This window comes from Nonomuraea sp. NPDC050680, assembly GCF_040654555.1.
Taxonomy (GTDB): Bacteria; Actinomycetota; Actinomycetes; order Streptosporangiales; family Streptosporangiaceae; genus Nonomuraea.
In genome coordinates this window covers 731,396-757,962 of record NZ_JBFAIF010000004.1, presented here as the reverse complement: position 1 = coordinate 757,962, position 26,567 = coordinate 731,396, and the positions used below count along the sequence as shown (strand labels likewise).

The window sequence follows — 26,567 nt, the reverse complement described above, 5'->3', positions numbered from 1 at the left end:
CAGGAACTGGATCTCCCGACGGGCCGCTTCAGCACGTAGGGTCATGCCGCCCAGAACGATCCACCGCTAGGAGCGAGTAACGATGTCGTATCCGCCGTCGCGATACTTGACGGACGCGCGAGGATCATGACCCGCTCTGAGTGACGAACGACTTAGGTCGGGTCGCCTGGGGCGAGTCGCACTTCAGGCGATTTCCCCAGGCGACCCGACCTAAGTGCTGTGGGACATCTTCGGAATCGCCGGGCCGTATCCGACGTCAGGCACCGAAGGCCGCAGCGTTCTCCCGCACCCACTGCGCGAAGGTCCGGGCCGGCCTACCGGTGACCTCCTCCACGGTGGGCAGCACGGTGTAGCCGGCCTGCGGCGGGTTGGTCCGCATGGTCAGGAAGAACTCGATGTCCTCGTCGGTATAGCCAGTCTGGCGCCACTGCGCGACGATCTCGTCCTTGGTGAGTTCGATATAGCCCACGTCGCGGCCGAGGACGTCGCTGATCGTGCGAACCTTCTCCGGTGGGGTCAGCGCCTCCGGCCCGGTCAGCCAGTACTCCTGGCCGGCGTGGCCATCGGTGGTCAGCGCGGTCGCGGCGACCGAGGCGATGTCAGCCTCGTGGATCATCGCGCTCCTGGAGCCGGCGAACGCCTCACGGACGACACCTTCGGCCCGTACGGACTCCGCCCACTCCAGGGCGTTGGACATGAACTCCACCGGCGACAGGTGAGTCCACTCCAGGCCGCTGCCCTCGATGGCCTTCTCCAGCGGGCTCTTCGTCGCTTCTCCCTTGAGCACCGTCACCTTGCGCACCCCGGCCTTCTTCGCCAGGTCAACGATTTCCAGACCGTTGGTCAGCGGCGAGAAGTCCTCCCCGCTGAAGTTGATCAGGTGTGCGGCGCGGACGCCGGAGAAGGCCGCGGACAGGCTCGCGGTCTCGGCCAGGTTGCCGGCGACCACCTCGGCGCCCGCGGGAAGGTCGGCCTTCGCCGGGTTGCGGGTGAGAGCACGGACACGGTGTCCGGCCGCCAGCAGCTGTTCAACGAGGGGACGGCCAACATTGCCGGTGGCACCGGCTACAAGGATGGTCATTGAGATTCCTTTCGTCGTGGCACAGACGTTAGAAGTGCTCGCGGTCAGCTCCTGTCCGCGATCAACGCGACAATCGTCGTTATGTTGGAGACCTCCGCTCGGCTGCTCCGTCTGCTGGCATTGCTGCAGGCCCATCGGGACTGGTCGGGAACAGAGCTGGCCGAGCGCCTTGGGGTGAGCCCGCGGACCGTACGTCGCGATGTCGACAAGCTGCGGGTCCTGGGTTATCCGATCAATGCGATCGGCGGCGTCGGCGGCGGCTACCAACTAGGCGCCGGTGGCTCGATGCCCCCGCTGTTGCTCGACGACGAAGAGGCGGTTGCGGTGGCGGTCGGGCTGCGAACGGCGGCCGGCGGTGCGGTCACACGCATCGCCGAAACCTCCGTACGGGCCTTGGCCAAGCTGGACCAGGTGCTGCCCTCGCGGCTGCGCTACCAGGTGAACACGCTCAGCTCGGCGCTGGTGGCCATGCCGATGCCTGGCCCCACGGTTGACCCGTCGACGCTGACCGCGATCGCCTCGGCGGTGCGCGACCATGGACGGCTGCGGTTCGACTATGTCTCGAGCAACGGCGCGGACACCGTGCGGGACGTGGAGCCCTACCGGCTGGTCACCGGCGGACGGCGGTGGTATCTCTTCGGCTGGGACACCGGGAGGTCGGACTGGCGGACGTTCCGAGTCGACAGACTGTCCCTACGCAGCCCTCTCGGGCCCCGGTTCACCCCGAGGCCACTCCCCAGCGAGGACCTGGCCGGCTACCTCGCCAGGGACATGACCACGGACCGCCACCGCTACCAGGCCGTGCTCACCATGCACGGCTCGGCCGGGGAGGTGGCCGACGAGGTTCCACCCACCCTCGGCATGGTGGAACCCCTTGACGAGAACACCTGCATCCTGCGCATCGGCTCGGACAGCCTCGACCATCTCGCGGTATGGGTGGCCGCGTTCGGCTTCGAGTTCGACGTCCTCGAGCCACCCGAGTTGATGGAGCACCTCCGGACGCTGACGGCCCGCCTCCAGCGGGCCGCGTGGCCGCAGGCGGGTTCCCAAGCCTGATCGTGAGATCCGCACCGACCAGACGGCCATCGACCGGGCACGGCGGTTGACGGGCTACTTACTCATCGCCTTCTGGTACCGGCGGATCGCAAGCGGGACGAAGATCACGAGAATCAGCGTCACCCACAGGAACGACGACAGGACCGGATACTGCAACGGCCACGCCTCCGGTACGGGTCGGTCCGGCGGGATGTTGCCGAACAGCCGCCGGCAAGCCTCGACCACGGCCGAGACCGGATTCCAGTCCGCGATCACCCGCAAGACCGTAGGCAGACCCTCGCTGGGCACGAACGAGTTCGAGATGAACGTGAACGGGAGCAGGAACATGAGCATCGCGTTGGACACTACCTCGGGTGATTTCGCGGTCAGCCCGATCGCCGCGGTGATCCAGGAAGCGGCGTAGGCGAACAGGAACAGCAGCAGGAAGGCTAGGGCCGCATCGAGGAACGACGACCGGATCCGCCACCCCATGAGCAGGCCGGTCAACGACATAAGGACGATCACCACGAGGTTGTTCACCGCGTCTCCGCTGGTCCGGCCGACCAGTACCGCGGACGGCGCGATGGGCAGCGACCGGAACCGATCCACCAAGCCCTGCCTCATGTCATGGGCGATGCCCACCCCGGTGTTCGATGCGGTCAGCAACATCGTCTGGGTCAAGATCCCGACGATCATGAACTCGCGGTAGTTCGAGCCGTGCACGGTGATCGCGCTGCCGAAGACGAATCCGAAGAGCAGAGCGAACGCGATGGGCGCCGCGCTGGAGAACACCACGATGTCCGGATTGCGCAGGTTCTTGAGGAGATTGCGTTTGGTGAGTGTGAAACCGTCACCGATGGCCTGGCTCAAGGCACTCACTTGACCTGCTCCTTCGTCTTGGCGCTGACCATGCCGACCGCGTGGCCGCGCTCGTCGGCGGCATCGAGAACCGGGATGTGACGGGCCGTCAGAGCAAGGAAGACCTCGTCCAGGCTGGGCCTGCGCAGATCGGCACCGACCAGCCGCACGTGCGCGTCGTCGAGCAGCCGGATACCGGCGACCAGCGCCTGCGGTCCATCGTCCACCGGCACGATCACATGGTTGTGCTCCTCATCGACCGTGATGGCGCCTTGGGCGATTTCCCGGAGCAACGTGCGTGCCGTGGACACCTCCGCCGGGGTGGCCACAGTCAGCTCAAGACGTTCCCCGCTGATGCGGGCCTTGAGCTCCTCCGACGTGCCCTCGGCGATCACCCGGCCGTGGTCCACCACCGCGATCCGGTCGGCCAGTTGGTCGGCCTCCTCGAGGTACTGCGTGGTGAGCAGCAGTGTGCTGCCGCCCCGCACCAGCTCACCGATCACCTCCCACATGCCGATCCGGCTGCGGACGTCGAGTCCGGTCGTCGGCTCGTCCAGGAACAACACCTCCGGCTTGGACACCACGGCACACGCCAGGTCCACCCTGCGGCGCATGCCACCCGAGTAGCCCTTCACCCGGCGGTTGGCGTGCTGGGTCAGGTCGAATCGTTCGAGCAGCTCATCGGCCCGTTTGACGCTGGCCGCGGCGCCGAGGTGATACAGCCTGCCGATCATTGTGAGGTTCTCCCTGGCGGTGAGATCGTCGTCGATGGCGGCGTACTGCCCGGACAGCCCGATCCTTCCGCGCAGTTTCACCGCATCGGTCCGCACATCCAGCCCGGCGACGACGGCGCAGCCCGAGTCGGGGCGAAGCAAAGTGGACAGCACCCGCACCGCCGTGGTTTTGCCGGCGCCGTTGGGGCCGAGCAGGCCTGTCACCGTGCCCTCCCGGACGGTGAGATCAAGACCGTCCAGCGCGACGGTCGAACCGAAACGCCTGAACAGTCCCTCAGCGACAATCGCATCTGCCATTACTCCTCCATCATCTGCGGGCGCGGGATCACATCGGCACCCCGTACGTCCGTGGCCGGTCGGATCAGACCGTAGGGCTCGTCGCGGTCAGCTTCGGTCCGCCATCGACCGCGACGACCGGCACGTTTCCGCGGGTGTAGGCGTAATGGCGGGTCGGCTCAGGCTGTAGGGCGGCGGCGAAGGCACTCGCCGGTGGCCGAGCCGTTGGCGGTGAGCAGTTCCGCTGGCGTGCCGGTGAACACGATCTCCCCACCGTGCTTACCGCCGTCTGGACCGAGGTCGATCACCCAGTCGGCCTGCCGGACGACGTCGAGGTTGTGCTCGATGACGATGACCGTGTTGCCCTGATCCACCAGTCTGTTCATCAGGCCGACAACGGTTTCCACATCGGACATGTGCAGCCCGGTGGTCGGTTCGTCGAGGACGTAGACGCAGCCGGAACGGTGCAACCGGCCAGCGAGCTTCAGCCGTTGCCGTTCACCGCCGGACAGCGTGCTCAGCGGCTGGCCGAGGGTGAGGTAGTCAAGTCCCACCTCGACGAGACCGGCCAGCTTGCCGTTGATCTCGTCCTCGGCGAAGAACGCGACGGCGTCTTCGGCGGGCAGTTCGAGCACGTCCGCGATGGACTTGCCGCGCACCAGGTGCGCCAGCACATCCTCCTTGAACCTGCGGCCGTCACATGAGCCGCAGGGCGTCCGCACCGGGTCCATGTACGCCAGCTCGGTGACGAGTTCACCACGGCCGTTGCACTCGTCGCAGGCGCCCGCGGAGTTGAAACTGAACAGGCTCGCCGACACGCCGCTCGCCCTGGCGAACAGCTTACGGATCGGGTCCATCGCATCGAGGTAGCCGGCCGGGGTGGAGCGTGATGACGCTCTGATGGCCGACTGATCGACGAAGACGGCCTCCGGGTAGGTGCTCATGAACACCTCGGCGACCAGCGAGCTCTTGCCTGACCCCGCGACACCGGTGACGGCCGTGAGCACCCCGGTCGGGAAGCTGACTGACACGTTCGTGAGATTGTGCAGGTTCGCCCCCTCGATCGGTAGCTTTCCGGTCGGCTGGCGGACGACGTCCTTGACCGAGCCGGTGCGCCGCAGGCCGGCACCGGTGAGCGTGTCGGCCTTCTCCAGCTGCTCGAACGTCCCCTGGAAGACGATCTCGCCACCATGGACGCCGGCCCGCGGACCGATGTCGACGACATGGTCGGCGATCTCGATGACGTCCGGGTCGTGCTCGACGACGAGTACCGTGTTGCCCTTGTCCCGCAGCATCCGCAGCAGGTCGTTGAGCCGCCCCACGTCACGCGGATGCAGCCCGGTGCTCGGCTCGTCGAAGATGAACGTCATCCCGATCAGGCTGCTGCCGAGGTGGCGCACCATCTTCAGCCGCTGCGTCTCGCCACCGGAGAGCGACATGGTCGCGCGGTCCAGGGACAGGTAGCCCAGGCCGATCGCGTCGATGCGCTCGAGTGCGGTGCGGATGCCGTCAGCGATCGGCGTCGCCACCGGGTCCTGAATGGCGTCGAGGCGCTTGATCAGTTCGCTGACCTCCATACGGGACCAGTCCGCGATGGAAGCGCCACCGATCGTCGTCGCGAGTGCGGTGGGATTCAGTCGAGTTCCCTCGCAGGCGGCGCAGTCGCCGAAAGTGATGAACCGCTCGACGTTGGCCCGGCCGCGTTCGCTCAGCGAGCTCAGGTCCCGCTTGAGGTTGGTCCGGGCGAAACGGTCCACGATGCCCTCGAACGTGAGCGTCACAGTGCTGTTCGCCGTGCTCACCGTCACCTTGCCGCCGCTGCCGTGCAGCAGCATGTGCCACTCAGCATCGCTGTAGTCGCACAGCGGTTTCGATGTGTCGAAGTGGCCGGAGTTGGCGTATTGCTGCCAGTCCATGCTTCCGACCTTGTGGGTGGGCAACCGGATCGCTCCGTCGTCGAGTGACTTCGTCCGGTCGAGCATCCGTTCCACATCGACGCGTCGCTCCTGGCCGAGGCCGTCGCAGCCTGGACACATGCCCTGCGGGTCGTTGAAGGAGTACACACCGGGTGGGTTGTACGGCCTGCCATAACGGGAGAACAGCACGCGGATCATCGAGTAGACGTCGGTCATCGTGCCCACGGTCGAGCGGGCGTTGCCGCCGACCGGCTTCTGGTCGACGATGACCGGCGCCGTGAGGTTCTCGATGGCGTCCGCGTGCGGCCGCTGGTATTTCGGTAGCTGGTTGCGGATGAACCAGCTGAAGGTGCCGTTCAGCTGGCGCTGCGCCTCGACGGCCAGGGTGTCGAAAACGATGGAGGACTTACCCGAGCCGGAGACCCCGGTGAAGACAGTGATCTTGTTCTTCGGTATCCGCAGTGACACGTCCTTGAGGTTGTGCTCACGCGCTCCCACGATGCGGATGTCGTCACGGTCGGCGATGCGCGCCTGGTCCGTCCCGCCGCCGGCCGACAGCGATTCGGCAAAGGAGTGGCCCGTGTCGCCGGTCGCCGGAACGGTCATGGAATCTTCTTGCGTCATGGCAGCCGACGCTAGGAGCGTTCGCGGTCAGCAACTGTCCGCGACCGGTGCCAGAGTCGTGTGCCGCTGGCTGCCCTCCCGGGTCTGGCCGGATGGCGACCCGCCTACTCTCATGGGAATGTCATGACGATCCTTACCCGCCGAAGCCTCAACCGGGCGACGTTGGAACGGCAATTGCTCCTGCGCCGGGCGGACATGCCCGCGCTCAACGTGATCGAGCGCCTCGTCGGCCTGCAGGCCCAGGACCCCGACCCGCCGTACGTCGGGCTGTGGACCAGGATCGAGGACTTCCGTCTCGATGATCTGACGCGGCTGCTGTACCAGCGGAAGGTGGTACGCGCGACGCTCTTCCGGGGAACCCAGCACCTGGTCGCCGCCGAGGATTACCTGTGGCTTCGGCCGCTGTTACAGCCGATGCTGGATCGCTGGCAGAAGGGGGCATTCGGCAGGTTCACCGCTGGAATGGACCTCACCGAGCTGGCCGCCGCGGTGCGGACGGCCCTCGATCAGGACACACTGACCAGACCCGAGCTCGGCAGGGCACTGACCGAACGGTGGCCCGGACGCGACCCTGTCGCACTGGCCCGGTCGGCGCAGGGGCTGCTGGCGGTGGTGCACCCGCCGCCCGATGGCACCTGGGGACGGCGAGGCACGACTCCCTTCACGCTCGCCGACAGGTGGCTCGGCCGGCCGCTGGCCGACGCCCCCGCAGCACACGGACTTATCCTGCGCTACCTCTCATCCTTCGGTCCGGCCACGGTAAAGGACATCCAGGCATGGAGCGGAATGACCCGGCTGCGCGAAGTGGTCGAATCGCTCCAGCCGCAGTTGCGTGTCTTCCGGAACGAGGCCGGAGGGGAGTTGTTCGACCTCCCGGACGCGCCACGGCCCGACCCGGACGTGCCGGCGCCCGTCCGTTTCCTCGCCGCGCTCGACAACGTGGTGCTCGGCCACGCCGATCGGACCCGGATGATGACCGACGGACAGCGCAGGCACACCATCGTCGAGGCGGCGATGACCGTGGACGGCTTCGTACACGGGCTCTGGAGCATCAAGCGGCACAAAAGCACGGCGACATTGGTCATCAGGCTCTTCGATCCCCTGCCCAGAGGTGACGAGGCCCCCGTGATCGAGGAAGGCGCCCGCCTCCTGCGCTTCGCGGCGGCGGAAGCCGACAACCATGACATCCGGTTCCAATCCGTCGACTCCCCCTAGTGGGGTCTCTGCGGTTCCCGACCTCGCTTACCTGAAGGGCTGCGCGTTGGGGAGCGACGATGCGATTCTGCGGATCTCTTCGGGGAGGCCGGGCGGTCGGGCGGGGCGGCGTGGTGCGTCAGGCGGTCGTCCGCCACCGTTAGCGGAGGCCGTGCCGGTCCGCCCAGGCCGAGATGGCCGTGGCGATCAGGACGGGGTGGTCCTCCGGGGTGTGGTGTCCGGCGACCTCCTCGGAGTGTTCGATCTCCAGGGCGGCCATGTTGGCCGCGCACCACGCGATCATGTCCTCGTGCATCATCGCCCCCGGCCCGGGCGCGAAGGTGAGCAGCAGCTTGGGCACCTCCGTACTGGCCGCCAGCCACCGGTCGTACGCCTCGACCCTGGCCACGACGTCGGCGGGCTCGCCACCCAGCGGCATCGCGCGCGGCCACTGCAGGAGCGGCCGCCTGCTCTCGCGCGTCGGGTACGGCTTGCCGTAGACGTCGAGATCTCCCTGGGAGATCGGTGTGGCGACGGTGCCCGGCAGCCCCTGCTCGAGGAAGACGTTGTCGTCCAGGATCATCGCCTCGCCGACGCCCTCTGTCTTGATCGCCCGGAACAGCTCGCGGCCGCCCTCGGGGAACTCCTCCCAGGTCATCGGCTTGACGATGGTCTCGGTGAACGCGATGCCGCGCACCCGGTCCGGGTGCCGCGTGGCCCAGTCGAAGGCCAGGGCGCCACCCCAGTCGTGCCCGACCAGCACCACGTCCTGGAGGTCCAGCGCGTCGAACCAGGCATCCAGGTAACGGGCGTGATCGGCGAAGGTGTAGTCGATATCAGGTTTGCCCGACTCGCCCATGCCGATCAGGTCGGGGGCCAGGAGCCGTCCGGGTCCCACGGCCGGCATGACCTCTCGCCACAGGTGGGACGAGGTCGGGTTGCCGTGCAGGAAGACGATCGGCGTCCCGGCGCCGGACTCCCGGTAGTGCAGGGTCGAGTCGAGAATGTCGAGAAAAGCCATGATCCAGTCCTTAGTCAAGGTTGAGCTGAGTGATGCGATCGACCACGATCTCGATGACGACGCGGCCGGGCGGATGGGGTGGCGGCGATCCGTAACGCTTGGCATAGCGTCTGACGCCCTCGGACACCCGATCGGGGACGTCGTGCACAGTGGCGACGCCCTCGAGCGTCACCCACCGGAACCCCACCGCCTGGCAGAGCGCCGCACGGCCGCCCTGCCGGGCGAGGTTTCTGGCTTTCCGGGTGCTGCCGATGGTCAGGACACGGGCCAGCCCCGCCACCTCGTCCCAGGTGAAGCGCACCGCGACCACATGCGGCGAGCCGTCGGGACGCAGGGTGGTCAGGGTGGCGACGTGCGGCTCGGCGAGGAAGCCCGCGAGCGCCGTGGCCGCCGGAAGACGGCGAGCCGTGTCTCCCGGAAGGCGACGGGCGCCTTCTGGCAGGCGAGGGCCGCCCGTCGGCAGGCGAGTGGTGCCTGCCGACGGGTCCGGACGACGGGAAGCCGGGTTCATCGGAAGGCGGGGAGGTTGCGCGCGGCCCAGTCGGCGAAGGTGCGCGGCGCGCGGCCGAGCACCCGCTGGACGTCGGGGCTGACGCTCTGCTCGGCCGCGGTCGGCTCGCCCAGGATGGCGAGCGTGCCCTCGACGACGGGCTCGGGCATCACCTGGAGCATCTGCGCGCGTGCCTCCTCGCGGGTCTGCTCCACGAACCGCACCGGCTCGCCGAGCGCCGCGCCGAGCGCCGCCGCCCGCTCGCGCGGGGTGACCAGCGCGGGGCCGGTCAGCTCATAGGTACGCCCGGAGTGCCCGGACTCGCGCAGGACCGCGGCCGCGACCGCGGCGATGTCGGCCGGGTCGATGGTCGGCAGTCCGACGTCCCCGAAGGGCGCGGCGGCGGTGCGCCGCGTCCGGACGGATTCGGCCCAGGCGTAGGCGTTGGAGTCGAAGCCGCCCGGCCGCAGGATCGTGAAGTCCAGCCCCGACTCGCGCACCGCCCGCTCGAACAGGGCCGGGTGCCGGTAGACCTCGGGACGGGTGCCCGCTCCCTGCGAGGAGAGCAGGACGACTCGCTTGACGTCCGCGGCCTCCTTCAGGATTCCGTGCGGGTCGTCTCCGGCCACGAGGAGGAAGAGCGCGTCGGCGCCCTCCAGCGCGGAGCGGAGGCTCGTGGGGTCGTTCAGGTCGGCCTGGCTGTGCCGTACACCCTCGGCGAACTGGGCGGGCTGGCGGGACACGGCCGTGACCTGCTCGCCTGCCGCGGCGAGGATGCTGACGAGCTCGCGTCCGACGTTACCCGTGGCGCCCGTGACAACGATCATGATGTTGCTCCCGATCAGTTTCTTAGTTAGTTAGCTGACTGAGAAGAACTCTAGTGTCTTCGCGGAGTGCTTGTCCACAGTTAGTTGGATGACTTACTCAGATATCTTCCGGCCGGCCTCTGGCGACGCCACTGTTACGATTCAGCCCGGAGCCGTACTGGGGGTGTGGATGGCAGCCAGACAGCGCCGGATCACCTCGATCGATGTGGCCAGGGAGGCCGGGGTCTCGCAGACCACGGTCAGCTACGTGCTCAACAACGTGCCGCACCAGAAGATCTCCGAGGAGACCCGGAGCAGGATCTTCGCGGCGGTCGACAAGCTCGGCTACGCACCCTCCGCCGCCGCGCGCACCCTGCGCCGGGGCCGTAGTGACCTCGTGCTGATCGTGCTGTCCGACGTGCCGCTCGGCGCCACGCTGGCCCAGCTCGTCGAGCACCTCACCGACGACCTCGAACGACACGGCCTGACCGCGATCACCCGGCGCGAACGCCGCCTGCCCCTGGCGGCGCTCGCCCGCGAGCTGGAGCCGACCGCCATCGTCGCCTTCACCGCCATCTCCCCGGAAGACCGGGCGAGCCTGCGGGCGGCCGGCATCAAGGTGGTCAGCACCCGGCTCGACGGCGGCGGCGAGAACGTCCTGACGCTGCCGCAGACCGAGATCGGCCGCCTTCAGGCCGGACATCTCGCCGCCACCGGCCGCCGCCGCATCGGCTACGCGGCGCCGGACGATCCGCGCGTACGCGACTTCTACCACCTGCGTCTCGGCGGTGTCCGTCAAACCTGTGCCGAGCTGGAGCTGGAGCCGCCGGACGTACGCGATGTCCCGCTCGACACGGCCACGGCCGCCGAGGCGGCGCGCGGCTGGCATGCCGCGGGTGTCGACGGCGTCTGCGCCTACAACGACGAGACGGCGTTCGCGCTGCTGGCCGGGATGCGGATCGCGGGCCTGGCCGCCCCCGGCGACCTCGCGGTGATCGGCGTGGACGACATCCCGCTCGCGCCCTTCGCCGTGCCGCCCCTGACCACGGTCGATCAGCACACCCAGACCGTGGCCGGGCACCTGACGGAGATGATCCTGCGAGCGGACGGCGCGCGCTCGCCGCAGTCCCCACGGACCGAGACCGCGAGCCTGGTGATCCGCGAGTCCGCCTGACCCGGGGTCCGAGACCGCGAGCCTGGTGATCCGCGAGTCCGCCTGACCCGTGGCTGAAGCGGACGACGGCGCGACCATCGCCGTGGTCGGTCAGGGCGAGGACCCTCCTCGCGGCATAGCGAGTGGACGGAAAATGCGTTGCTGGCGAACCCTCCCAAACGTAGGATCTTGCGCTCGTGGTCACCATGGTGGAGAGGGTCCTGCCTGCCCGGCTGGGGACAGGGTTTCGATGGTTGCTGGCCTCGAGCTGGCTGACGAATCTCGGTGACGGGGTCGCTGCGGCCGCGGGACCGCTGCTGATCGCGACGTTGACCCGCGACCCGCTGCTGATCTCGCTGTCGGCCCTGGTGGGGTGGGCGCCGCCGCTGCTGTTCAGCCTGTACGCGGGTGTGCTGTCGGATCGGCACGACCGGCGCGGGATCGTGCTCGTCGCGAACGCGGTACGGGCCATGGTGCTGGCGGCGCTCGTCGCGCTCATGATGACCGGCACCGTGACCGTGGCGACGGCGCTGGCGGCGCTCACGCTCCGGTCCATCGCCGAGGTGTTCGCCGACAGCGCGACGGCCACGCTGACTCCCATGATGGTCGGCAAGGACGATCTCGTCATCGCCAACGCCCGCCTGGGCACCGGATTCATCACGCTCAATCAGCTCGCCGGGCCGCCGGTCGGGGCGGCACTGTTCGGGCTGGGCTTCACCTGGCCGTTCGCGGGCCAGCTGCTCCTGGTGATGGCGGGGATCGTCCTGGTCTCCCGGATCACGTTGCCGCCGCACGGCCGGCAGGCCGACGGCCCCAAGCCCGACACCGTACGGGAACTCATCGCCGGGTTCACCTGGACCATGCGGCACGCGCCGGTCCGCACGCTGGCGCTCACCATCCTGATCTTCAACTTCACCTTCGGCGCGGCCTGGTCGGTTCTCGTCCTCTACACCCAGGAACAGCTCGGTCTGGGCGCCATGGGGTTCGGCCTGATGACCACCGTCGGCGCGATCGGCGGTCTGATCGGCACCGGCCTGTACGGGGCCATCACCCGTAGCGTGAGTCTCGGCGCTCTGATGCGGATCGGACTCATCATCGAGACGTTCACCCACCTGGGCCTGGCCCTGACCCATTCACCGTGGGTAGCCGGAGCCATCTTCCTGGCCTTCGGCGCGCACGCCTTCATCTGGGGCACGACCTCGGTCACCGTCCGCCAGCGCGCGGTCCCGCACGAACTCCAGGGCCGGGTGGGCAGTGTCTACAGCATCAGCTGCTACGCCGGTCTGGTGGTCGGCTCGTTGATCGGCGGTGTCCTGGCCGCCCGCTTCGGTGTCGCGGCGCCTTTCTGGTTCGCCTTCGCCGGCTCCGCGGTGTTCGTCGTGCTGTTGTGGCGGCAGCTCATGCTCATCGCCCACGACGAGTGAGTAGGCTGGCCGCCGCTGCCGCCCGACCGGTGAAGGAGCCGCTGATGACCGCCGACTCGACGATGGCCCGGATCAGCCAGGGAGTGGAGTTACATCACCACCGAGGTCAGCGTGACGCCGCTCGCGAGCTGTTCGCGCAGATCTGGGATGACATCGACGGCGAGCAAGGCGATCCGCTGCATGTCTGCGTTCTGGCCCACTCGATGGCCGATGTGCAGGACGACGTGCGCCAGGAGCTGATGTGGGATCTGCGGGCGCTCGCCGCCGCCGATCGGGTCACCGATGAGCAGGTGGCGCAGGTCGGGGTGGCGCTTCCGGTGGCGGGCCTGTATCCGTCGTTGCACCTGAACTTGAGTGAGTGCTATCGCAAGCTGGGCGATCTCGCTCGCGCCCGTGAGCATCTCCAGCAGGCCCGAGCCGGGATCGGAGTGCTTGGCGACGACGACTATGGGCGGCTCATCAAGGACGGCTTGGAGCGGGTGGCCGAACAGCTGGATGACGCCACCTGACCGCGCGCGCTGCGCCCCATATCACGGCGTTATGGGCAAATTGGGAGGTATCACTTAGGTCACTCGCGATGCGAGTCTGAGTGCATCCCCAGCCGGCCGGGGTTCGTCCACTCCACCCCCCTGAGGAGCAACGAGCGTGAACCCCAAGCTCAGGTTGGGCGCTGCCGCCATACTCGCGTTAGCCCTGACCATCACCGCACAGGCGGGCGTCACAAGCGCGAACGCCCAGGCGGCCGACCCGCCCTCACCCGCGCAGCGCAGCGTCGCGGTGGCGACCGCGCAGAACGTCATCGCGTCCAGCCGGACGCAACTCCTGGCCGCCGACCAGGACGCCTTCTCCCTGTCGTCGGCCGTCGCCGGCGTCAACGGCATACAGCACCTCACGTACACGCGTACCTACGCCGGCCTGCCGGTCTACGGCGGCGAGGTAGTCGTCACGACCGACAAGTCCGGTGAGGCCGTCAGCACGATCGACACCGGCCAGCAGGCGAAGATCGCCCTGGACACCAAGCCGCAGATCGCCGCGCAGGCGGCCGCGGACACGGCCCGCAACGTGGCGCCCAAGGCCACCTCGATCAGCACGCCGACTCTCGTGGTGCACGCCGCCACGACCACGCCACGCCTGGCGTGGGAGGTCGTGGCCGCCACCGCCGACCAGTCGAGCATCATGCACGTGTACGTGGACGCGCGTGACGGCCAGGTCATCGACAAGTGGGACCAGGTGGTCGACGGCACCGGCAACAGCTACTACAACGGCAATCCGGTCACCATCGCCACGTCCCCGTCGTACCGGATGGTCGACCCCACGCGCACCGGCGTCCAGTGCGGCGGCCAGAACGGCTCGGTGTACACCAAGTCGACCGACAGCTGGGGCAACGGCAGCGGTACGAACCTGGAGACGGCCTGCGTCGACGCGCTCTTCGCGGTCCAGCACGAATGGAACATGCTCAGCGAGTGGCTCGGTCGCAACGGCATCAACGGCTCCGGCCGCGGCTACCCCGTGAGGGTCGGGCTGAACGACGCCAACGCCTTCTGGAACGGGTCGTACGGCTCCTTCGGCCGCAACTCCGCGGGCAGCAGGCAGGCCACTTCGATGGACGTCGTCGGGCACGAGTTCGGCCACGGCGTCTTCCAGTTCTCCGGCGGCAGCAGCGGCAGCGGCAACGAGGCCGGCGGCCTGAACGAGTCGACGGGTGACATCTTCGGCGCTCTGACCGAGGCGTACGCCAACGAGCCGGCCAGCCTCGACCCGCCCGACTACCTGGTCGGCGAGGAGGTCAACCTGGTGGGAAGCGGCGAAATCAGGAACATGTACAACCCGTCGGCGGAGGGCGACCCGAACTGCTACAGCTCCTCCATCCCGAGCACGGAGGTGCACGCGGCGGCCGGACCGCAGAACCACTGGTTCTACCTGCTGGCCGAGGGCACGAACCCAAGCGGTAAGCCGGCCAGCAGCCGGTGCGACGGCGGCGCGGCCATCACCGGCGTCGGCATCCGCAAGGCAGGCCAGATCTTCCAGACCGGCCTGAACATGAAGACGGCGCCCTGGACGCACGCCAAGGCCCGCGTGGCCACGCTGCGGGCGGCCAAGACGCTGTTCACCGGCTGTGTCGAGTTCAACGTCGTCAAGGCGGCCTGGAGCGGGGTGAACGTACCCGCGCAGAGCGGCGAGCCGACCTGTCCCTGAGCACGATGGCGCCCTGTTCGGCGTGGATTGTCCGCAATCCGCCTGAGCAGGGCGCTTCCGGCCGTCTCAGGGCGCTTGTTCGCTCGTCACCTCGGCGGGTGACTGAAGTTTGGCCATGATCCGGTCGAGGGCGGCCAGTTCCGCCGGCTCCAACGCCAGCAGGGAGCGCGGTGGCCGGGCCAGGATGCGTTCGGCCTGCTCGGCGGCGGCGACGCCGTCCGGGGTGAGGGTGACGAGCTTGGAGCGGCGATCGTCGGGATGCACGCTGCGCTCGACGTAGCCGCGCCGCTCCAGGCTGTCGACGACCAGCGTGGTGTACGGCTTCTCCGTGGCCAGGCGGGCGGTCAGCTCGCGCATGGTGAGCGGGCCGCCCAGCAGGCGGCGTAGCGCCTTGGCCCGGAAGAAGCTCATGCCGAGCGTGTCGGTGACCTCCTTGCGGCGGTCTTCCTGCTTCAGGACGAGAAAGCACATAGCCGCCCAGGAACGGGCGACGGCGTCCTGCGCGGCCTCGCCGGTCCCGCTGTCGTTCGTCGCGTCGCTCATACGGTGCCCGCCATCCTGTGGGTCAGCCGCTCCGTCGTGTGCTCGGCGGTGCGCCTGGCCCAGCGGCTCGTGGTGAGGATACCGAGCACCAGCACGACCGCGCCGGATGCCGTGCAGATCCACCAGCCGATGTGGCTGGCCTGCGGGAAACCCGTACGCCATGGTCCCTGAACGGCGGCGGCGACCAATGATCCGAGCACCGCGACGCCGAGTGCCTGGCCGATCTGGCGGCTGGTGGAGGCCACGGCGGCGGCGACCCCGGCCTGGGCACTCGGCATGCCGGAGACGGCGGTGTTCGTGATCGGGGCGTTGACCATGCCGAAGCCGAGCCCGAAGACCACGTACGAGGCGATGAGCTGCCACGTCGGGGTGTCGGCGGTGAGCCCGGTCAGGATCAGCGCGCTTACGGACATGGCGCCGCCGGCGACGATCAGCGGCACGCGCGGCCCGGCGCCGCCGACGATCCGCCCGGACAGCGGCGCGCACACCACCGTCAGCCCGGCCATCGGCAGGGTCAGCAGCCCCGCGTGCAGCGCCGAGTAGCCGAGGACGTCCTGTAGGTACAGGGTGTTGAGGAACAAGAACCCGCCGAGAGAGGCGAACGCGCAGATCGCGATGACCGTCGCCCCCGCGAAGGGGACACTGCGGAAGAACCTCGGGTTGATCAGCGGTTCCGCCCGGCCCAGCTCGTACGGGATGAGCAGCGCCAGTGCCAGCGCGGCCGCCCCGCAGCAGGCGATGGTCTGCACCGAGCCCCACCCGGCGGACGGCGCCTCGATGACACCGTACGTCAGCCCGGCCAGCAGCACGATGACCAGGAGTTGCCCAACGGGATCCATCGGGCGGGCCCGGGGGGCTCGCGACTCGGGCACGAACAAGGCGCACAGGACGAGCGCGGCCAGCCCCACGGGAATGTTGATCCAGAAGATCGTCTGCCAGGTGCCCCAATCCACCAGCGCCCCGCCGATCACGGGCCCCAGGGCCATGCTGATCCCGACCACGCCACCCCACACGCCGATGGCGCGCGCCCGCTCCCTCGGCTCGGTGAACGTGTTCGTGATGATCGACATGGCGACCGGGTTGAGCATGGAGCCGCCGACGGCCTGCAGTGCCCGCGCGGCGACCAGCCAGCCGAGGCTCGGCGAGAGCGAGCACAACAGGGAGCCCAGCGTGAACAGCGCCAGGCCCGTCTGGAAGGTGCGGCGCCGCCCGAACCTGTCCGCGGTCGAGCCGGAGAGCATGAGCAGGCTGGCCAGCACGACCGTGTAGGAGACGATGATCCACTGCAGGCCGGAGACGGAGGCGTGCAGGTCGCGCTGTATGGCGGGCAGAGCGACGTTCACGATCGTGTTGTCCAGGCCCACGATGAACAGGCTCAGGCAGCAGATCGCCAGGATGAGCAGCCGCCGCCGGCGGTCCGGCCCGGGTGGCCCCGCCTCCTGAAGGGCGGCGACCGGCTCGTTAGTTGCTGGCATATAACAATTATATCCATGACACCAAATGTCGGGTTCGAGACCTGGCACCTGCGCCGAGTCGGGGTCCGCGAGTTGCATAGCCTCCGTTCAACGTCCGATCTTGATCGGCGCCCCAGAAGATCGTCGCGGCCGTCCTGCCGCACGATTCGCGCATGCGCGCGTCCGGCTTATCTGGAGATAGCCCGGGTGTTCGCCGAGTACGGTCCGCTGCTCGGACTCTGAGCCAGCGGCCGATCGCCTCTTGTGTTCCCCTCGGGGCTGCGGTTACGTTTACGGATACGTCTCACTTCTACGTATCAGTAGTGGGAGCGAAAGGCGTACCCCAACGTCGCAGGCGCACTGCCGGTGGTCGTAACCCCCGAGCTCAGGGACCCCCTCATGAAGCTGGAAAGCCTTGTCGCCGCCCTACCCCTGGAGCGGAAGGTGAGGCTGCTCACCGGCGCCGACTTCTGGTCGCTCCACCCCGAACCGGCCGTCGGCCTGCGCCGGCTGGTCGTCTCGGACGGCCCGGCCGGTGTCCGCGGTGAGATCTGGGACGAGCGCGACACCTCCGTGAACGTGCCCTCGCCCACCGCCCTCGCCGCCACCTGGGACGAGGCCCGCGTCGAGGCGATCGGCCGCCTGCTGGCCGCCGAGTCACGGCGCAAGGGTGTGGACGTCCTGCTCGCCCCCACGGTCAACCTGCACAGGACCCCGTACGGAGGGCGCCACTTCGAGTGCTTCAGCGAGGACCCGCTGCTGACGGCCAGGATCGGCGTCGCGTACGTACGAGGCGTGCAGGGAGGGGGAGTGGGCGCGACGGTCAAGCACTTCGTCGCCAACGACTCCGAGACCCAGCGGATGACCCTCGACGCCCGGGTGGACGAGCGGACGCTTCGCGAGCTCTACCTGGCGCCCTTCGAGGCCATCGTCCGGGAGGGCGAGGTATGGGCGGTGATGGCCGCCTACAACGGCGTGAACGGCGCGACCATGACCGAGAACCCGCTGCTGCAGGACGTCCTGCGGGACGAGTGGGGGTTCGACGGGGTCGTGATGTCCGACTGGTTCGCCACCCGTTCGACGGCGGCGGCCGGCAACGCGGCGCTCGACCTGGTGATGCCCGGACCGTCGGGTCCGTGGGGTGAGGCGCTGGTGGCGGCGGTACGGGCGGGCACGGTTCCGGAGTCGGCCGTCGACGAGAAGGTGCTGCGCATCCTCCGCCTGGCCGCCCGGGTCGGCGCCCTGGACCCCGCGCCCGCCGGCACCGCAACCCCCGGCACCGCAACCCCCGGCACCGCAACCCCCGGCACCGTCGCCGGCACGGCGTACACGGAGGAGCGGGTCGCGGCGGAGGTGCGTGGTGCGGCGGCCGCCGGGTTCGTACTGGTTCGTAACGAGGGCGGAGCGCTGCCGCTCGACCCCGCCGAGCTGCGCGGTATCGCCGTCCTGGGGCCCAACGCGGAGGTCGCCAGGACCCTGGGAGGCGGGAGCGCCACGGTGTTCCCGCCGTACACGGTCTCCCCGCTGGACGGCCTGCGAGCGGCGCTCGGCGACGGTGTCGAGGTGAGGCACGCCATCGGCGTCGTCGCGCACACCCGCACGCCGATCGCACGGGCTCCCTGGCTCTGCCTGCCCGACGCCGCCGACGGTACGGGTCATGGCGCTGAGGTGAGATACCTCGACGGGGACGGCTCCGTGCTCGCGGTGGAGCGGCGCGACGGGGGCGCGTTCAACTGGGTGATGGGCTCCTACCCCGAGGGGGTCGTGCCGGAGCGGCTCGCCGCGATCGAGGTCCGTGCCCTGATCAGGGCCACGGAGGCGGGTACGTACCTGATCGGCTCCTCCGGGCTCGGCCGGCACCGGCTCCTCCTCGCGGGGGAGGAGGCTTACGACGCCGTGCTCACGCTGCCACCGGGCTCGGACATGGTCGAGGCCATGCTGACGCCGCCGCAGCGGACCCACCCCGTCCGGCTCGCGGCGGGTGAGAGCGTCGAGGTCACGCTGGTACATGATCGCGAGCGTACGGAAGGCGGGCTGCCCGGCCCCGCGCTCCAGCTCAACCTGCAGACGCCGCACGGCACGGACGAGGAGGAGATCGAGCGGGCCGTCGCGCTGGCCCGCGCCGCCGACGTCGCCGTGGTGGTCGTGGGCACCAACGAGGAGGTCGAGAGCGAGGGGTTCGATCGGACGAGCCTCGCGCTGCCGGGGCGGCAGGACGATCTCGTCCGCCGCGTCGCCGCCGCGAACCCGCGCACGATCGTCGTGGTCAACTCCGGCGCCCCCGTCCTGCTGCCCTGGCACGAGGAGGTCGCCGCGGCCCTGCTCACGTGGTTCCCCGGGCAGGAGTACGGCAACGCGCTGGCCGACGTGCTGCTCGGCCGCGTGGAGCCCGGCGGGCGGCTGCCCACCTCATGGCCGCTCCACGAGGGCGATCGCGCCGTCACGCAGCCGGTCGACGGCGTGCTCGCCTACGACGAGGGGCCGGCGATCGGCTACCGCGGCCGGCAGGTCGAGGTCCTGTACCCCTTCGGCCACGGCCTCGGCTACACGACCTGGGAGTACGGCCCCGCGCAGGTCCGCCACGCCGATGATGGTGTGGCGGGCGAGGTCACCGTTGGCGTGCGGAACGCCGGTGACAGGCCCGGGCGTGAGGTCGTGCAGGTGTACGCGAGCCGCCCCGACAGCGCCGTCGAGCGCCCCCGGCGCTGGCTGGCCGGGTTCGCCAGGGTCGACGCGGCCCCCGGTGAGGAGGTCGCGGTGACGGTGACCGTCCGGCGGCGCGCCTTCGAGCACTGGGACGTCGCGGCGGGCCACTGGGCCGTCGAGCCTGGCACCTTCCAGCTGGAGGTCGGCTCCTCCTCGAACCCGAAGACGCTTTCCGAGGCTCCCGGCCTCACTTTCGGGTAAGCCCCGGCCCTCTTCGCCGCCCCCCATTTGTCGACCTTGGATGAACAGCTCCATGGCAGCCTTGGTCGCCTTCCGGCAGTGACTTTGGTTGCTTACGCACGGGTCGGTGGCGGGCTAGCATCAGCGGTCATGTTCGTGGCCGGTGTGGAAGACGTACGGCCCGGCTGGATCCGGTCGCGGCGCGACTGGGTGGTCGGGGCGGGTGGGTTCATGCTCGCGATCGCCGGAGCGGTCGGGGTCGTCTGGGGCGATCTGACGGGCGGCACGCCGGACTGGTATCTGGTGGCCGACGTGGCGGGCGGCGCTCTGGCCTGCGCGGGGCTGTGGTTGTGCCGCAGGTGGCCGGTGAGCGTGGGGCTGGCCGTCATCGCGCTGTCGGTGCCCGCCGCGGCCGCCTCGGTGGCGGCCGGGATCGCCACGCTGATCGTGGCCCTGTACCGGAAGCCGCTCGCCGCGATCGCGGTGGGGGTGGCCGGGGTGGTCGCGACGCTGGGCAGGTTCGCCTGGCGGCCGCCGGGGCTGGCACCCTATCCGGTGTGGGCGTTGGTGGCGGTGCTGTTCGGTGGAGCGCTGACCGGGTGGGGGATGCTGGCGCGCACCCGGCGGGAGCTGGTGCTGTCGCTGGCCGAACGGGCCCGCCGAGCCGAGGCCGACCAGCGGCTGCGAGCCGAAGAGGCGCGCCGGGCCGAGCGGATCGGCATCGCGCGGGAGATGCACGACGTGCTCGCCCACCGGCTGTCGTTGCTGGCGGTGCACGCGGGGGCGCTGGAGTTCAACGCGGACGCCACGCCGGGGGAGGTCGCCGACGCGGCGGGGGTGATCCGGTCGAGCGCGCACCTGGCGCTGGAGGAGCTGCGGGCGGTGATTTCGGTGCTTCGCGAGGCGCCGCCGTCCGATGACGGCTCGCTGTCGCGTGAGCGTCCGGATCTCGCGTCGCTGGTGGCGGAGTCCCGGAGCGCCGGGATGCGGGTCGAGCTGCGCGATCACGGGCTCCGGCTGGCCGACCTGCCGGAGGTCACCGGGCGCGCCGCTTATCGCATCGTCCAGGAGGGGCTCACGAACGCGCGCAAGCACGCGCCCGGCCAGCCGGTCACGGTCGTCCTCTCCGGTACGGCGGGCGCCGAACTGAGGGTCGAGGTACACAATTCGCCGCCCGGCGAAACGGCTTCATCCGGCCTGGACGCGGGGTCGGCCGGTGATGTGGGGCGGTCGGGAGCCGATGCGGTTCCCGGGGACACCGGTGCGCTCGGAGCGTTGGCGTCAGGGGCTGATCTCGGGAGGATCGGGGCGGGGGCGGGGCTGGCTGGGCTGGCGGAGCGGGCGGCGCTGGCCGGTGGGCGGTTGGCGTGCGGGCCAGTGACAGGCGGGGGATTCCGGCTGGTGGCCTGGCTACCATGGCCCGTGTGACCGAGCCGCCACCACCGCAGCAGCCACCCGCGCAGCAACCGCAGGCGGTGTCACCGCCACCGCCGCCGTCCCGGCCGTCGATCCGGGTGCTGATCGTCGACGACGACGCGCTCGTCCGCGCCGGTCTGACGTTGATGCTCAAAGGCGCCGCCGACCTCCAGGTGGTGGGCGCGGTGGCCGACGGCGGGGAGGTGGCGGCCGCGGTCGACGCGTACGCTCCCGACGTGGTGCTGATGGACATCCGGATGCCCGGGCTCGACGGCATCGAGGCGACCCGGCGGCTGCGTGGCCGGCCCCGGGCGCCCGAGGTGGTCGTGCTCACCACGTTCGACGCCGATGAGCACGTGTTCAAGGCGCTGCGGGCGGGGGCCGGCGGGTTCCTGCTCAAGGACACCCCGCCGGAGGGGATCGCCGATGCCATCCGCCGGGTGGTGGACGGCGAGCCGATCCTGTCTCCGAGCGTCACCCGGCGGCTGATCGCCCACCTGGTGCCCGAGGAGGAGACCCGTCGCCGGGCCGACGCCCGGACGGTGCTGGCGCGGCTCAGCGAGCGCGAACGCGAGGTGGCGCTGGCGGTGGGTCAGGGCAAGCCGAACGCGGTCATCGCCGCCGAGCTGCACATGAGCGTCGGCACCGTCAAGGGCTACATCTCGCGCATCCTCACCAAGGCGGCGCTGGACAACCGGGTCCAGCTCGCCCTGGTCGTTCACGACGCCGAGGGCGCGTCATGAACCCCGAGTGGAGGCTCGCAGGGTGAGGTCGATGGGGTGGATCCGCTCCGTCCCCGCCGATGCCGTGCCCGACAGCAGGTCGAACAGCAGCTCCGCGCACCGTACGCCCGCCTGCCTGGGCCGCAGGTCGATGGCGGTGATGGGCGGGTCGGCCAGCTGCATGGCGGGGCTGTCGACGCACGACGCGAGCAGCAGGTGGCGGCCCCCCTCGCGATGGAGAAGGTCGCGGCCCTCTTCGGAACGCAGGTCGCTTGCCTCTTCCCGGCGGAGCAGGTCGCGGCCCTCCTCGCGCAGGAGTGGCAGCAGGTCGGTGGCCGATCCGGCGGGCCCGCACACCAGCGCGTCGATGTGCGGCTCCAGCGCCAGCAGCTCGCGGGCCGCCTGGTGGACCTCGCCCGCCGGGCAGTCGAACGGGACCGTACGGACCAGCGGGTCCACGCCGTGCCGGGCGCACCAGTCGCGGAAGCCCCGGTGCACGGAGGCGGCCCAGTCGCTCACGTCGCCGGCCACGATGAGCGCCGGACGGGTCGCGCCGGAGGCGCGCAGGTGGTCCATCAGGCGGCCCAGCATCTCGGCGTGTTCGGAGCGGACCACGCCGTCGGCCTGGCCGCTGCCGGTGAAGCGTTCGCAGGTGACCGTGGGCAGGCCGGCGTCCATGAGCTTGGCCACGATCGGGTCGTCGCCCAGGGGATCGCCGAGCACGAGGCCGTCGACGCGCGGAGTGCGGCGGCCCGAGGTGATCAGCGTGACGTCGTAGTCGTTGTCGGCCGCCCCCTGCACGACCCCGAACACGAACGACATGTAGTAGGACGAGCGGGTGAGCACCTCCGGCACGTGCAGGCCGATGGTGCCGGTGCTCGCCCGGCGCAGGTGCCTGGCCGACCCGTTGGGTACGTAGCCGAGCGCGTCGGCGGCCTCCATCACCCTGGCCCTGGTCTCTTCCGACACCCGGCCGGAGCCCCTGAGCGCGTCGGACGCGGTCGTCTTGGAGACCCCTGCCGTCTTGGCGACCGTGAGGATAGTGGCCGGCTCGTCTGCGCGCACGCCCCGATGCTAGCGCCACCGTCGATCTGTTTCCGCCATGTATCGACCTGGCGAAAGGTCTTGTCCTCGTCCTGAGGCGGAAGTATCTTGGCCCGCATGCCGGAACGTTCCGGCAAAGAAGGGATGGAAAGCCGGATGGCAGCTGGACGGCGGGTTCTCGGGGTCGGGGAGCGGTCTCATCCGCTCGACCCGCTCAGTGCGGAGGAGATCGAGGATGCCAGGCGGATCATGGCGGACGACGGCGTGCTGGCCGCCACCGGCCGGGTGGCCTACCTCGGGATCGAGGAGCCCCCGAAGGAGGCCGTGCTCGGCGAGGCGCCCGCTGCCCGGCGGGCTCGCGCCCTCGTGCTCGACCTGGCGAGCGAGCAGGCGCAGGACGTCGTCGTCTCGCTCACCGAGGGACGCGTGGCGCAGCGCCGGCCGATCGACCCGATCACCGACGGCCAGGTCCCCATGCTGGACGAGGAGCACGAGCTGGTCAGGCGGGTGCTCGGCGCCGACGCCGGCTGGACCGCGGCGCTGGCCCGGCGCGGCCTGGACGACACGGCCCTGGTGTGGCTCGCCGCCCTGTCGGCGGGCAGCTACGGCCTGCCGGGCGAGGAGGGCAGGCGGATCGCCCGCGTTCTGGCCCACCTGCGCCCGACCGAGGAGAGCCTGCCCTGGGCGCACCCGATCGACGGCCTGGTGGCCTTCGTCGACCTGCTCAAGGGGGTGGTGATCGAGATCGTCGACACCGGCGTGCTGCCCATCCCCGCCGAGGCGGGCGACTACCACCTGGAGCGCGAACACCGCACCAGCCAGCGCCCGATCCACATCACCCAGCCCGAGGGCCCCAGCTTCGGCATCGACGGCAACCTCGTCACCTGGGAGAAGTGGAACGTCCGCCTCGGCTACGACATGCGCGAGGGCCTGGTCCTGCACCAGATCGGCTTCGACGGCCGGCCGATCGTCTACCGGGCGTCGGTGGCCGAGATGCTGGTGCCGTACGGGGACCCGAGCCCGGTCCGGTTCTGGCAGAACTACTTCGACACCGGCGAATACCAGCTCGGCAAGCTGGCCAACGCGCTGGAGCTGGGCTGCGACTGCCTGGGCGAGATCACCTACTTCGACGTCACCGTCACCGGCGGCGACGGCTCGCCCAAGGTGCTGCCCAACGCGATCTGCATGCACGAGGAGGACTACGGCGTGCTGTGGAAGCACACCGACCCGGCCAACGACTCCCGCGAGACGCGCAGGCAGCGGCGGCTGGTGATCTCCTTCTTCGTCACCGTCGGCAACTACGACTACGGCTTCTACTGGTACCTCTACCTGGACGGCACCATCGAGCTGGAGGTCAAGGCCACCGGCATCGTGTTCACCGGCGCCTACGACGAGCGGGCCGCGCCGTACGGCTCGCAGGTGGCGCCGGGGCTGGCGGCGCCCTACCACCAGCACCTGTTCTCCGCGCGGCTGGACATGATGGTCGACGGCCCGGCCAACGCGGTGGACGAGGTGGAGGTCGTACGCCTGCCCATGGACGAGCGCAACCCGTACGGCAACGCCTTCGGCCGCCGGGCCACCAGGCTGCGCACCGAAGCGGAGGGCAGGCGCGAGGCCGACCTCGCGACGGGCAGGACCTGGCACGTGGTCAATCCGGAGGTGACCAACCGCCTGGGCGACCCCGTCGGCTACGCGCTGCACCCCGAGGGCCTGCCCACCCTGCTCGCCCACGAGAACTCCTCCATCCGCGCCAGGGCGGAGTTCGCCACCAGCCATCTCTGGGTCACCAGGTACCATCCCCGGGAGCGCTATCCGGCCGGTGACCTGGTCAATCAGCATCCGGGTGGCGCCGGGCTGCCCGCGTACACGGCCGCGGACCGCGACATCGACGGCCAGGACATCGTGCTGTGGCACACGTTCGGGCTGACCCATTTCCCCCGTACCGAGGACTGGCCGATCATGCCCGTCGACACGTGCGGGTTCACCCTGAAGCCCGTCGGGTTCTTCGATCGCAACCCCACGCTCGACGTCCCGCCGAGCAGCCAGGGCTCCTGTCACCAGAGATGAGGCGTCATGCGATACAGACTGGCCGGTAGCGTCGCGGCGGTCGTGTTGGCCACCTCCGCCTGCGGCGGCGGCACGGAAGCGGCCCCGCCGGGCACCGCGGCGACCGGCTCGGCCGCCGCCCCCGGTTACCTGGCCGTGGCCGACGGCAAGCTGCCCGCGGGCGGCGCGCTCAACGTCGCGGTGCACATCGACAGCGGCGCCGCGACCGGGCTCGACCCGCAGCTGGCCGATGTGGCCACCTCCTGGCAGCTGATGTCGCTGGTCTACGAGACGCTGGTCACCGTGGGGCCCGACTTCAGCCCGAAGCCGGGGCTCGCCGAGAGCTGGGACAACCCCACCCCGACCACGTACGTGTTCCACCTGCGCGAGGGCGTCGCCTTCTCCAACGGCAGGCAGATGACCGCCGACGACGTGGTGGGCAGCCTGAAGCGGCTGCTGGCCGCCAAGTCGGTGTGGCGGGGGCAGCTCGGCCCGGTCGAGAAGGTGGCCAAGGTCGACGCGGCCACGGTCAAGGTCACGCTGGCCAAGCCGTACACGCCGTTCCTGGCGGCGCTCGCCAACGTGCCGGCCGCGATCCTGCCGATGAAGGAGATCGAGGCCAAGACGCTCGACCCGGCCAAGGAGATGCTCGGCACGGGGCCGTTCAAGGTGCAGGCACACCGCCAGGACGTGTCCTGGAATTTCGCCCGCAATGAGCATTACTGGGACAAGGGAAAGCCGGCCGCCGACAGCCTGACCGTCACGATCGCGCCCGAGGAGGCCGCCCGCGTCGCCGCCGTACAGAACGGCAGCTCCGCCCTGGCCGCGCTGGGCAACGTCGACTCCGCCGCGATGCTGGCCGGCGCCGCGAACGTCAAGGTCGCCACCCAGGCCACCACCGATTTCTACTACCTGATGCTCAACTCCAAGAACCCCAAGTTCGCCGACCCCCGGGTCCGGCAGGCGCTGAACATGGCGCTGGACCGCGAGCAGATGGCCGAAGTGGCGCTCGGCGGCCAGGGCAAGCCCACCGGCGTCACCCCCGCCGGCCTGCCCGGCGCCTGCGACCCGGCCACGCTGCCCTCGGCCACCGCGGGCGGCGCCGCGAAGGCCAAGGAGCTGCTCGCCCAGGCGGGCATCGCGAACCTGTCGTTCACGCTCAGCATCTACTCCACCGAGCCGGCCCCCGCCGTCGCCCAGGTGATCCAGCAGAACCTCCAGCAGGCCGGCGTCACCGTCAAGATCGAGCAGATGGACGAGGCGAGCTGGGCGGGCAAGGTGTACGGCAAGGTGCCCGCGACGTTCGACGCCGCGCTGTCGTGGTTCGCCGGATACGCCGACCCCGGCATGGTCACCACCTGGTGGAACCCCGACGTCGCCGGCTTCAACGCGGGCTTCATGCAGGCCGACAAGGACCTCAACACGCTGATCGCCGCCGCGACGGAGACCCCGGCGGGCGCCGAGCGCGACAAGGCGCTGGCCGCGGTGTGCGCCAAGGTGGACACCGACGCGCAGATGATCCCGCTGGTCACCCGCCCGGCCACGGTCGCCTACCGCGCCGACGGGGTCAGCCCGAGCCTGTACGCCACCGAGGGCTACGGCAACCTGCTCCGGCTGGTCGCCGACGCCCGGGTCAAGAAGGGCTGAC

General features: G+C 70.0%; 21 protein-coding genes. 11 read left to right on the top strand and 10 right to left on the bottom strand.

The genetic code is table 11. The features are described 5' to 3' along the window. Window positions 1-256: 256 nt before the first annotated feature. Window positions 257-1,081 carry an NAD(P)H-binding protein gene (locus AB0H88_RS19090; RefSeq protein WP_357646084.1) on the bottom strand — a complete coding sequence of 275 codons (825 nt, stop codon included), beginning with the start codon at window positions 1,079-1,081 and terminating at the stop codon, window positions 257-259. 81 nt (window positions 1,082-1,162) lie between these two features. Between AB0H88_RS19090 and AB0H88_RS19085 the strand changes: the two genes are divergently transcribed. After that, window positions 1,163-2,137 (top strand): YafY family protein, encoded by a 975-nt coding sequence (locus AB0H88_RS19085; protein WP_357646082.1) that lies wholly within the window; start codon window positions 1,163-1,165, stop codon window positions 2,135-2,137. 54 nt (window positions 2,138-2,191) lie between these two features. On the opposite strand, the gene AB0H88_RS19080 is transcribed toward AB0H88_RS19085, so the two are convergent. The 3 genes from AB0H88_RS19080 to AB0H88_RS19070 all read right to left on the bottom strand — a co-directional run bounded on the left by AB0H88_RS19080 (window position 2,192) and on the right by AB0H88_RS19070 (window position 6,506). Further along, the gene (locus AB0H88_RS19080) at window positions 2,192-2,995 is read right to left on the bottom strand and encodes an ABC transporter permease (protein WP_357646080.1); all 804 of its coding nucleotides are present in this window, start codon (window positions 2,993-2,995) and stop codon (window positions 2,192-2,194) included. Next, window positions 2,992-4,005 carry an ATP-binding cassette domain-containing protein gene (locus AB0H88_RS19075; protein ID WP_357646078.1) on the bottom strand — a complete coding sequence of 338 codons (1,014 nt, stop codon included), beginning with the start codon at window positions 4,003-4,005 and terminating at the stop codon, window positions 2,992-2,994. The genes AB0H88_RS19080 and AB0H88_RS19075 overlap by 4 nt, the downstream gene beginning before the upstream one ends. 158 nt (window positions 4,006-4,163) lie before the next feature. After that, a complete protein-coding gene (locus AB0H88_RS19070) occupies window positions 4,164-6,506 on the bottom strand; it encodes an excinuclease ABC subunit UvrA (RefSeq protein WP_357646076.1) in 2,343 nt (780 codons plus the stop codon). A 141-nt stretch (window positions 6,507-6,647) separates the two neighbouring features. Here AB0H88_RS19070 and AB0H88_RS19065 point away from each other — a divergent pair, with 141 nt between their 5' ends. After that, a complete protein-coding gene (locus AB0H88_RS19065; RefSeq protein WP_357646074.1) occupies window positions 6,648-7,739 on the top strand; it encodes a winged helix DNA-binding domain-containing protein in 1,092 nt (363 codons plus the stop codon). 139 nt (window positions 7,740-7,878) lie between these two features. Here AB0H88_RS19065 and AB0H88_RS19060 read toward each other — a convergent pair whose 3' ends face one another. From AB0H88_RS19060 to AB0H88_RS19050, 3 genes are read right to left on the bottom strand one after another with little or no spacing between them, the layout of a single operon-like run. After that, the gene (locus AB0H88_RS19060; protein WP_357646072.1) at window positions 7,879-8,739 is read right to left on the bottom strand and encodes a haloalkane dehalogenase; all 861 of its coding nucleotides are present in this window, start codon (window positions 8,737-8,739) and stop codon (window positions 7,879-7,881) included. A gap of 10 nt (window positions 8,740-8,749) precedes the next feature. Next, window positions 8,750-9,250 (bottom strand): TIGR03618 family F420-dependent PPOX class oxidoreductase, encoded by a 501-nt coding sequence (locus tag AB0H88_RS19055; RefSeq protein WP_357646071.1) that lies wholly within the window; start codon window positions 9,248-9,250, stop codon window positions 8,750-8,752. Then, window positions 9,247-10,056: an NAD(P)H-binding protein gene (locus AB0H88_RS19050; protein WP_357646069.1), complete on the bottom strand. Its 810-nt coding sequence runs from the start codon at window positions 10,054-10,056 to the stop codon at window positions 9,247-9,249. The genes AB0H88_RS19055 and AB0H88_RS19050 overlap by 4 nt, the downstream gene beginning before the upstream one ends. 169 nt (window positions 10,057-10,225) lie before the next feature. Between AB0H88_RS19050 and AB0H88_RS19045 the strand changes: the two genes are divergently transcribed. From AB0H88_RS19045 to AB0H88_RS19030, 4 genes are all read left to right on the top strand, one after another. Further along, the gene (locus AB0H88_RS19045) at window positions 10,226-11,209 is read left to right on the top strand and encodes a LacI family DNA-binding transcriptional regulator (RefSeq protein ID WP_357646067.1); all 984 of its coding nucleotides are present in this window, start codon (window positions 10,226-10,228) and stop codon (window positions 11,207-11,209) included. 233 nt (window positions 11,210-11,442) lie between these two features. Beyond that, a complete protein-coding gene (locus AB0H88_RS19040) occupies window positions 11,443-12,612 on the top strand; it encodes an MFS transporter (protein ID WP_357646065.1) in 1,170 nt (389 codons plus the stop codon). A 44-nt stretch (window positions 12,613-12,656) separates the two neighbouring features. Next, window positions 12,657-13,121: a hypothetical protein gene (locus tag AB0H88_RS19035; RefSeq protein WP_357646063.1), complete on the top strand. Its 465-nt coding sequence runs from the start codon at window positions 12,657-12,659 to the stop codon at window positions 13,119-13,121. Between the two features lie 136 nt (window positions 13,122-13,257). Continuing rightward, entirely contained in the window at window positions 13,258-14,808 is a 1,551-nt protein-coding gene (locus AB0H88_RS19030) for a M4 family metallopeptidase (protein ID WP_357646062.1), read from the top strand. A 66-nt stretch (window positions 14,809-14,874) separates the two neighbouring features. On the opposite strand, the gene AB0H88_RS19025 is transcribed toward AB0H88_RS19030, so the two are convergent. Both AB0H88_RS19025 and AB0H88_RS19020 read right to left on the bottom strand, forming a co-directional pair. Then, window positions 14,875-15,351 (bottom strand): MarR family transcriptional regulator, encoded by a 477-nt coding sequence (locus AB0H88_RS19025; RefSeq protein WP_357646060.1) that lies wholly within the window; start codon window positions 15,349-15,351, stop codon window positions 14,875-14,877. Next, window positions 15,348-16,826 (bottom strand): MFS transporter, encoded by a 1,479-nt coding sequence (locus tag AB0H88_RS19020; RefSeq protein ID WP_357646058.1) that lies wholly within the window; start codon window positions 16,824-16,826, stop codon window positions 15,348-15,350. Before AB0H88_RS19020 ends, AB0H88_RS19025 begins: the two co-directional genes overlap by 4 nt. 378 nt (window positions 16,827-17,204) lie before the next feature. Here AB0H88_RS19020 and AB0H88_RS19015 point away from each other — a divergent pair, with 378 nt between their 5' ends. From AB0H88_RS19015 to AB0H88_RS19005, 3 genes are all read left to right on the top strand, one after another. Next, entirely contained in the window at window positions 17,205-19,712 is a 2,508-nt protein-coding gene (locus AB0H88_RS19015) for a glycoside hydrolase family 3 C-terminal domain-containing protein (RefSeq protein WP_357646056.1), read from the top strand. Between the two features lie 129 nt (window positions 19,713-19,841). Then, window positions 19,842-21,119: a histidine kinase gene (locus tag AB0H88_RS19010; protein ID WP_357646054.1), complete on the top strand. Its 1,278-nt coding sequence runs from the start codon at window positions 19,842-19,844 to the stop codon at window positions 21,117-21,119. Between the two features lie 47 nt (window positions 21,120-21,166). Continuing rightward, a complete protein-coding gene (locus tag AB0H88_RS19005; protein WP_357646406.1) occupies window positions 21,167-21,850 on the top strand; it encodes a response regulator transcription factor in 684 nt (227 codons plus the stop codon). Here the strand turns inward: AB0H88_RS19005 and AB0H88_RS19000 are convergent. Further along, complete coding sequence (locus AB0H88_RS19000) at window positions 21,845-22,894, bottom strand: LacI family DNA-binding transcriptional regulator (protein ID WP_357646052.1); 1,050 nt, start codon at window positions 22,892-22,894, stop codon at window positions 21,845-21,847. The genes AB0H88_RS19005 and AB0H88_RS19000 overlap by 6 nt on opposite strands. 135 nt (window positions 22,895-23,029) lie before the next feature. On the opposite strand from AB0H88_RS19000, the gene AB0H88_RS18995 reads away from it, so the two are divergent. Further along, window positions 23,030-24,940, top strand: coding sequence for a primary-amine oxidase (locus AB0H88_RS18995; RefSeq protein ID WP_357646050.1), 1,911 nt, complete (start codon window positions 23,030-23,032; stop codon window positions 24,938-24,940). 6 nt (window positions 24,941-24,946) lie between these two features. After that, a complete protein-coding gene (locus AB0H88_RS18990) occupies window positions 24,947-26,566 on the top strand; it encodes an ABC transporter substrate-binding protein (RefSeq protein ID WP_357646048.1) in 1,620 nt (539 codons plus the stop codon). Window position 26,567: the final 1 nt, after the last annotated feature.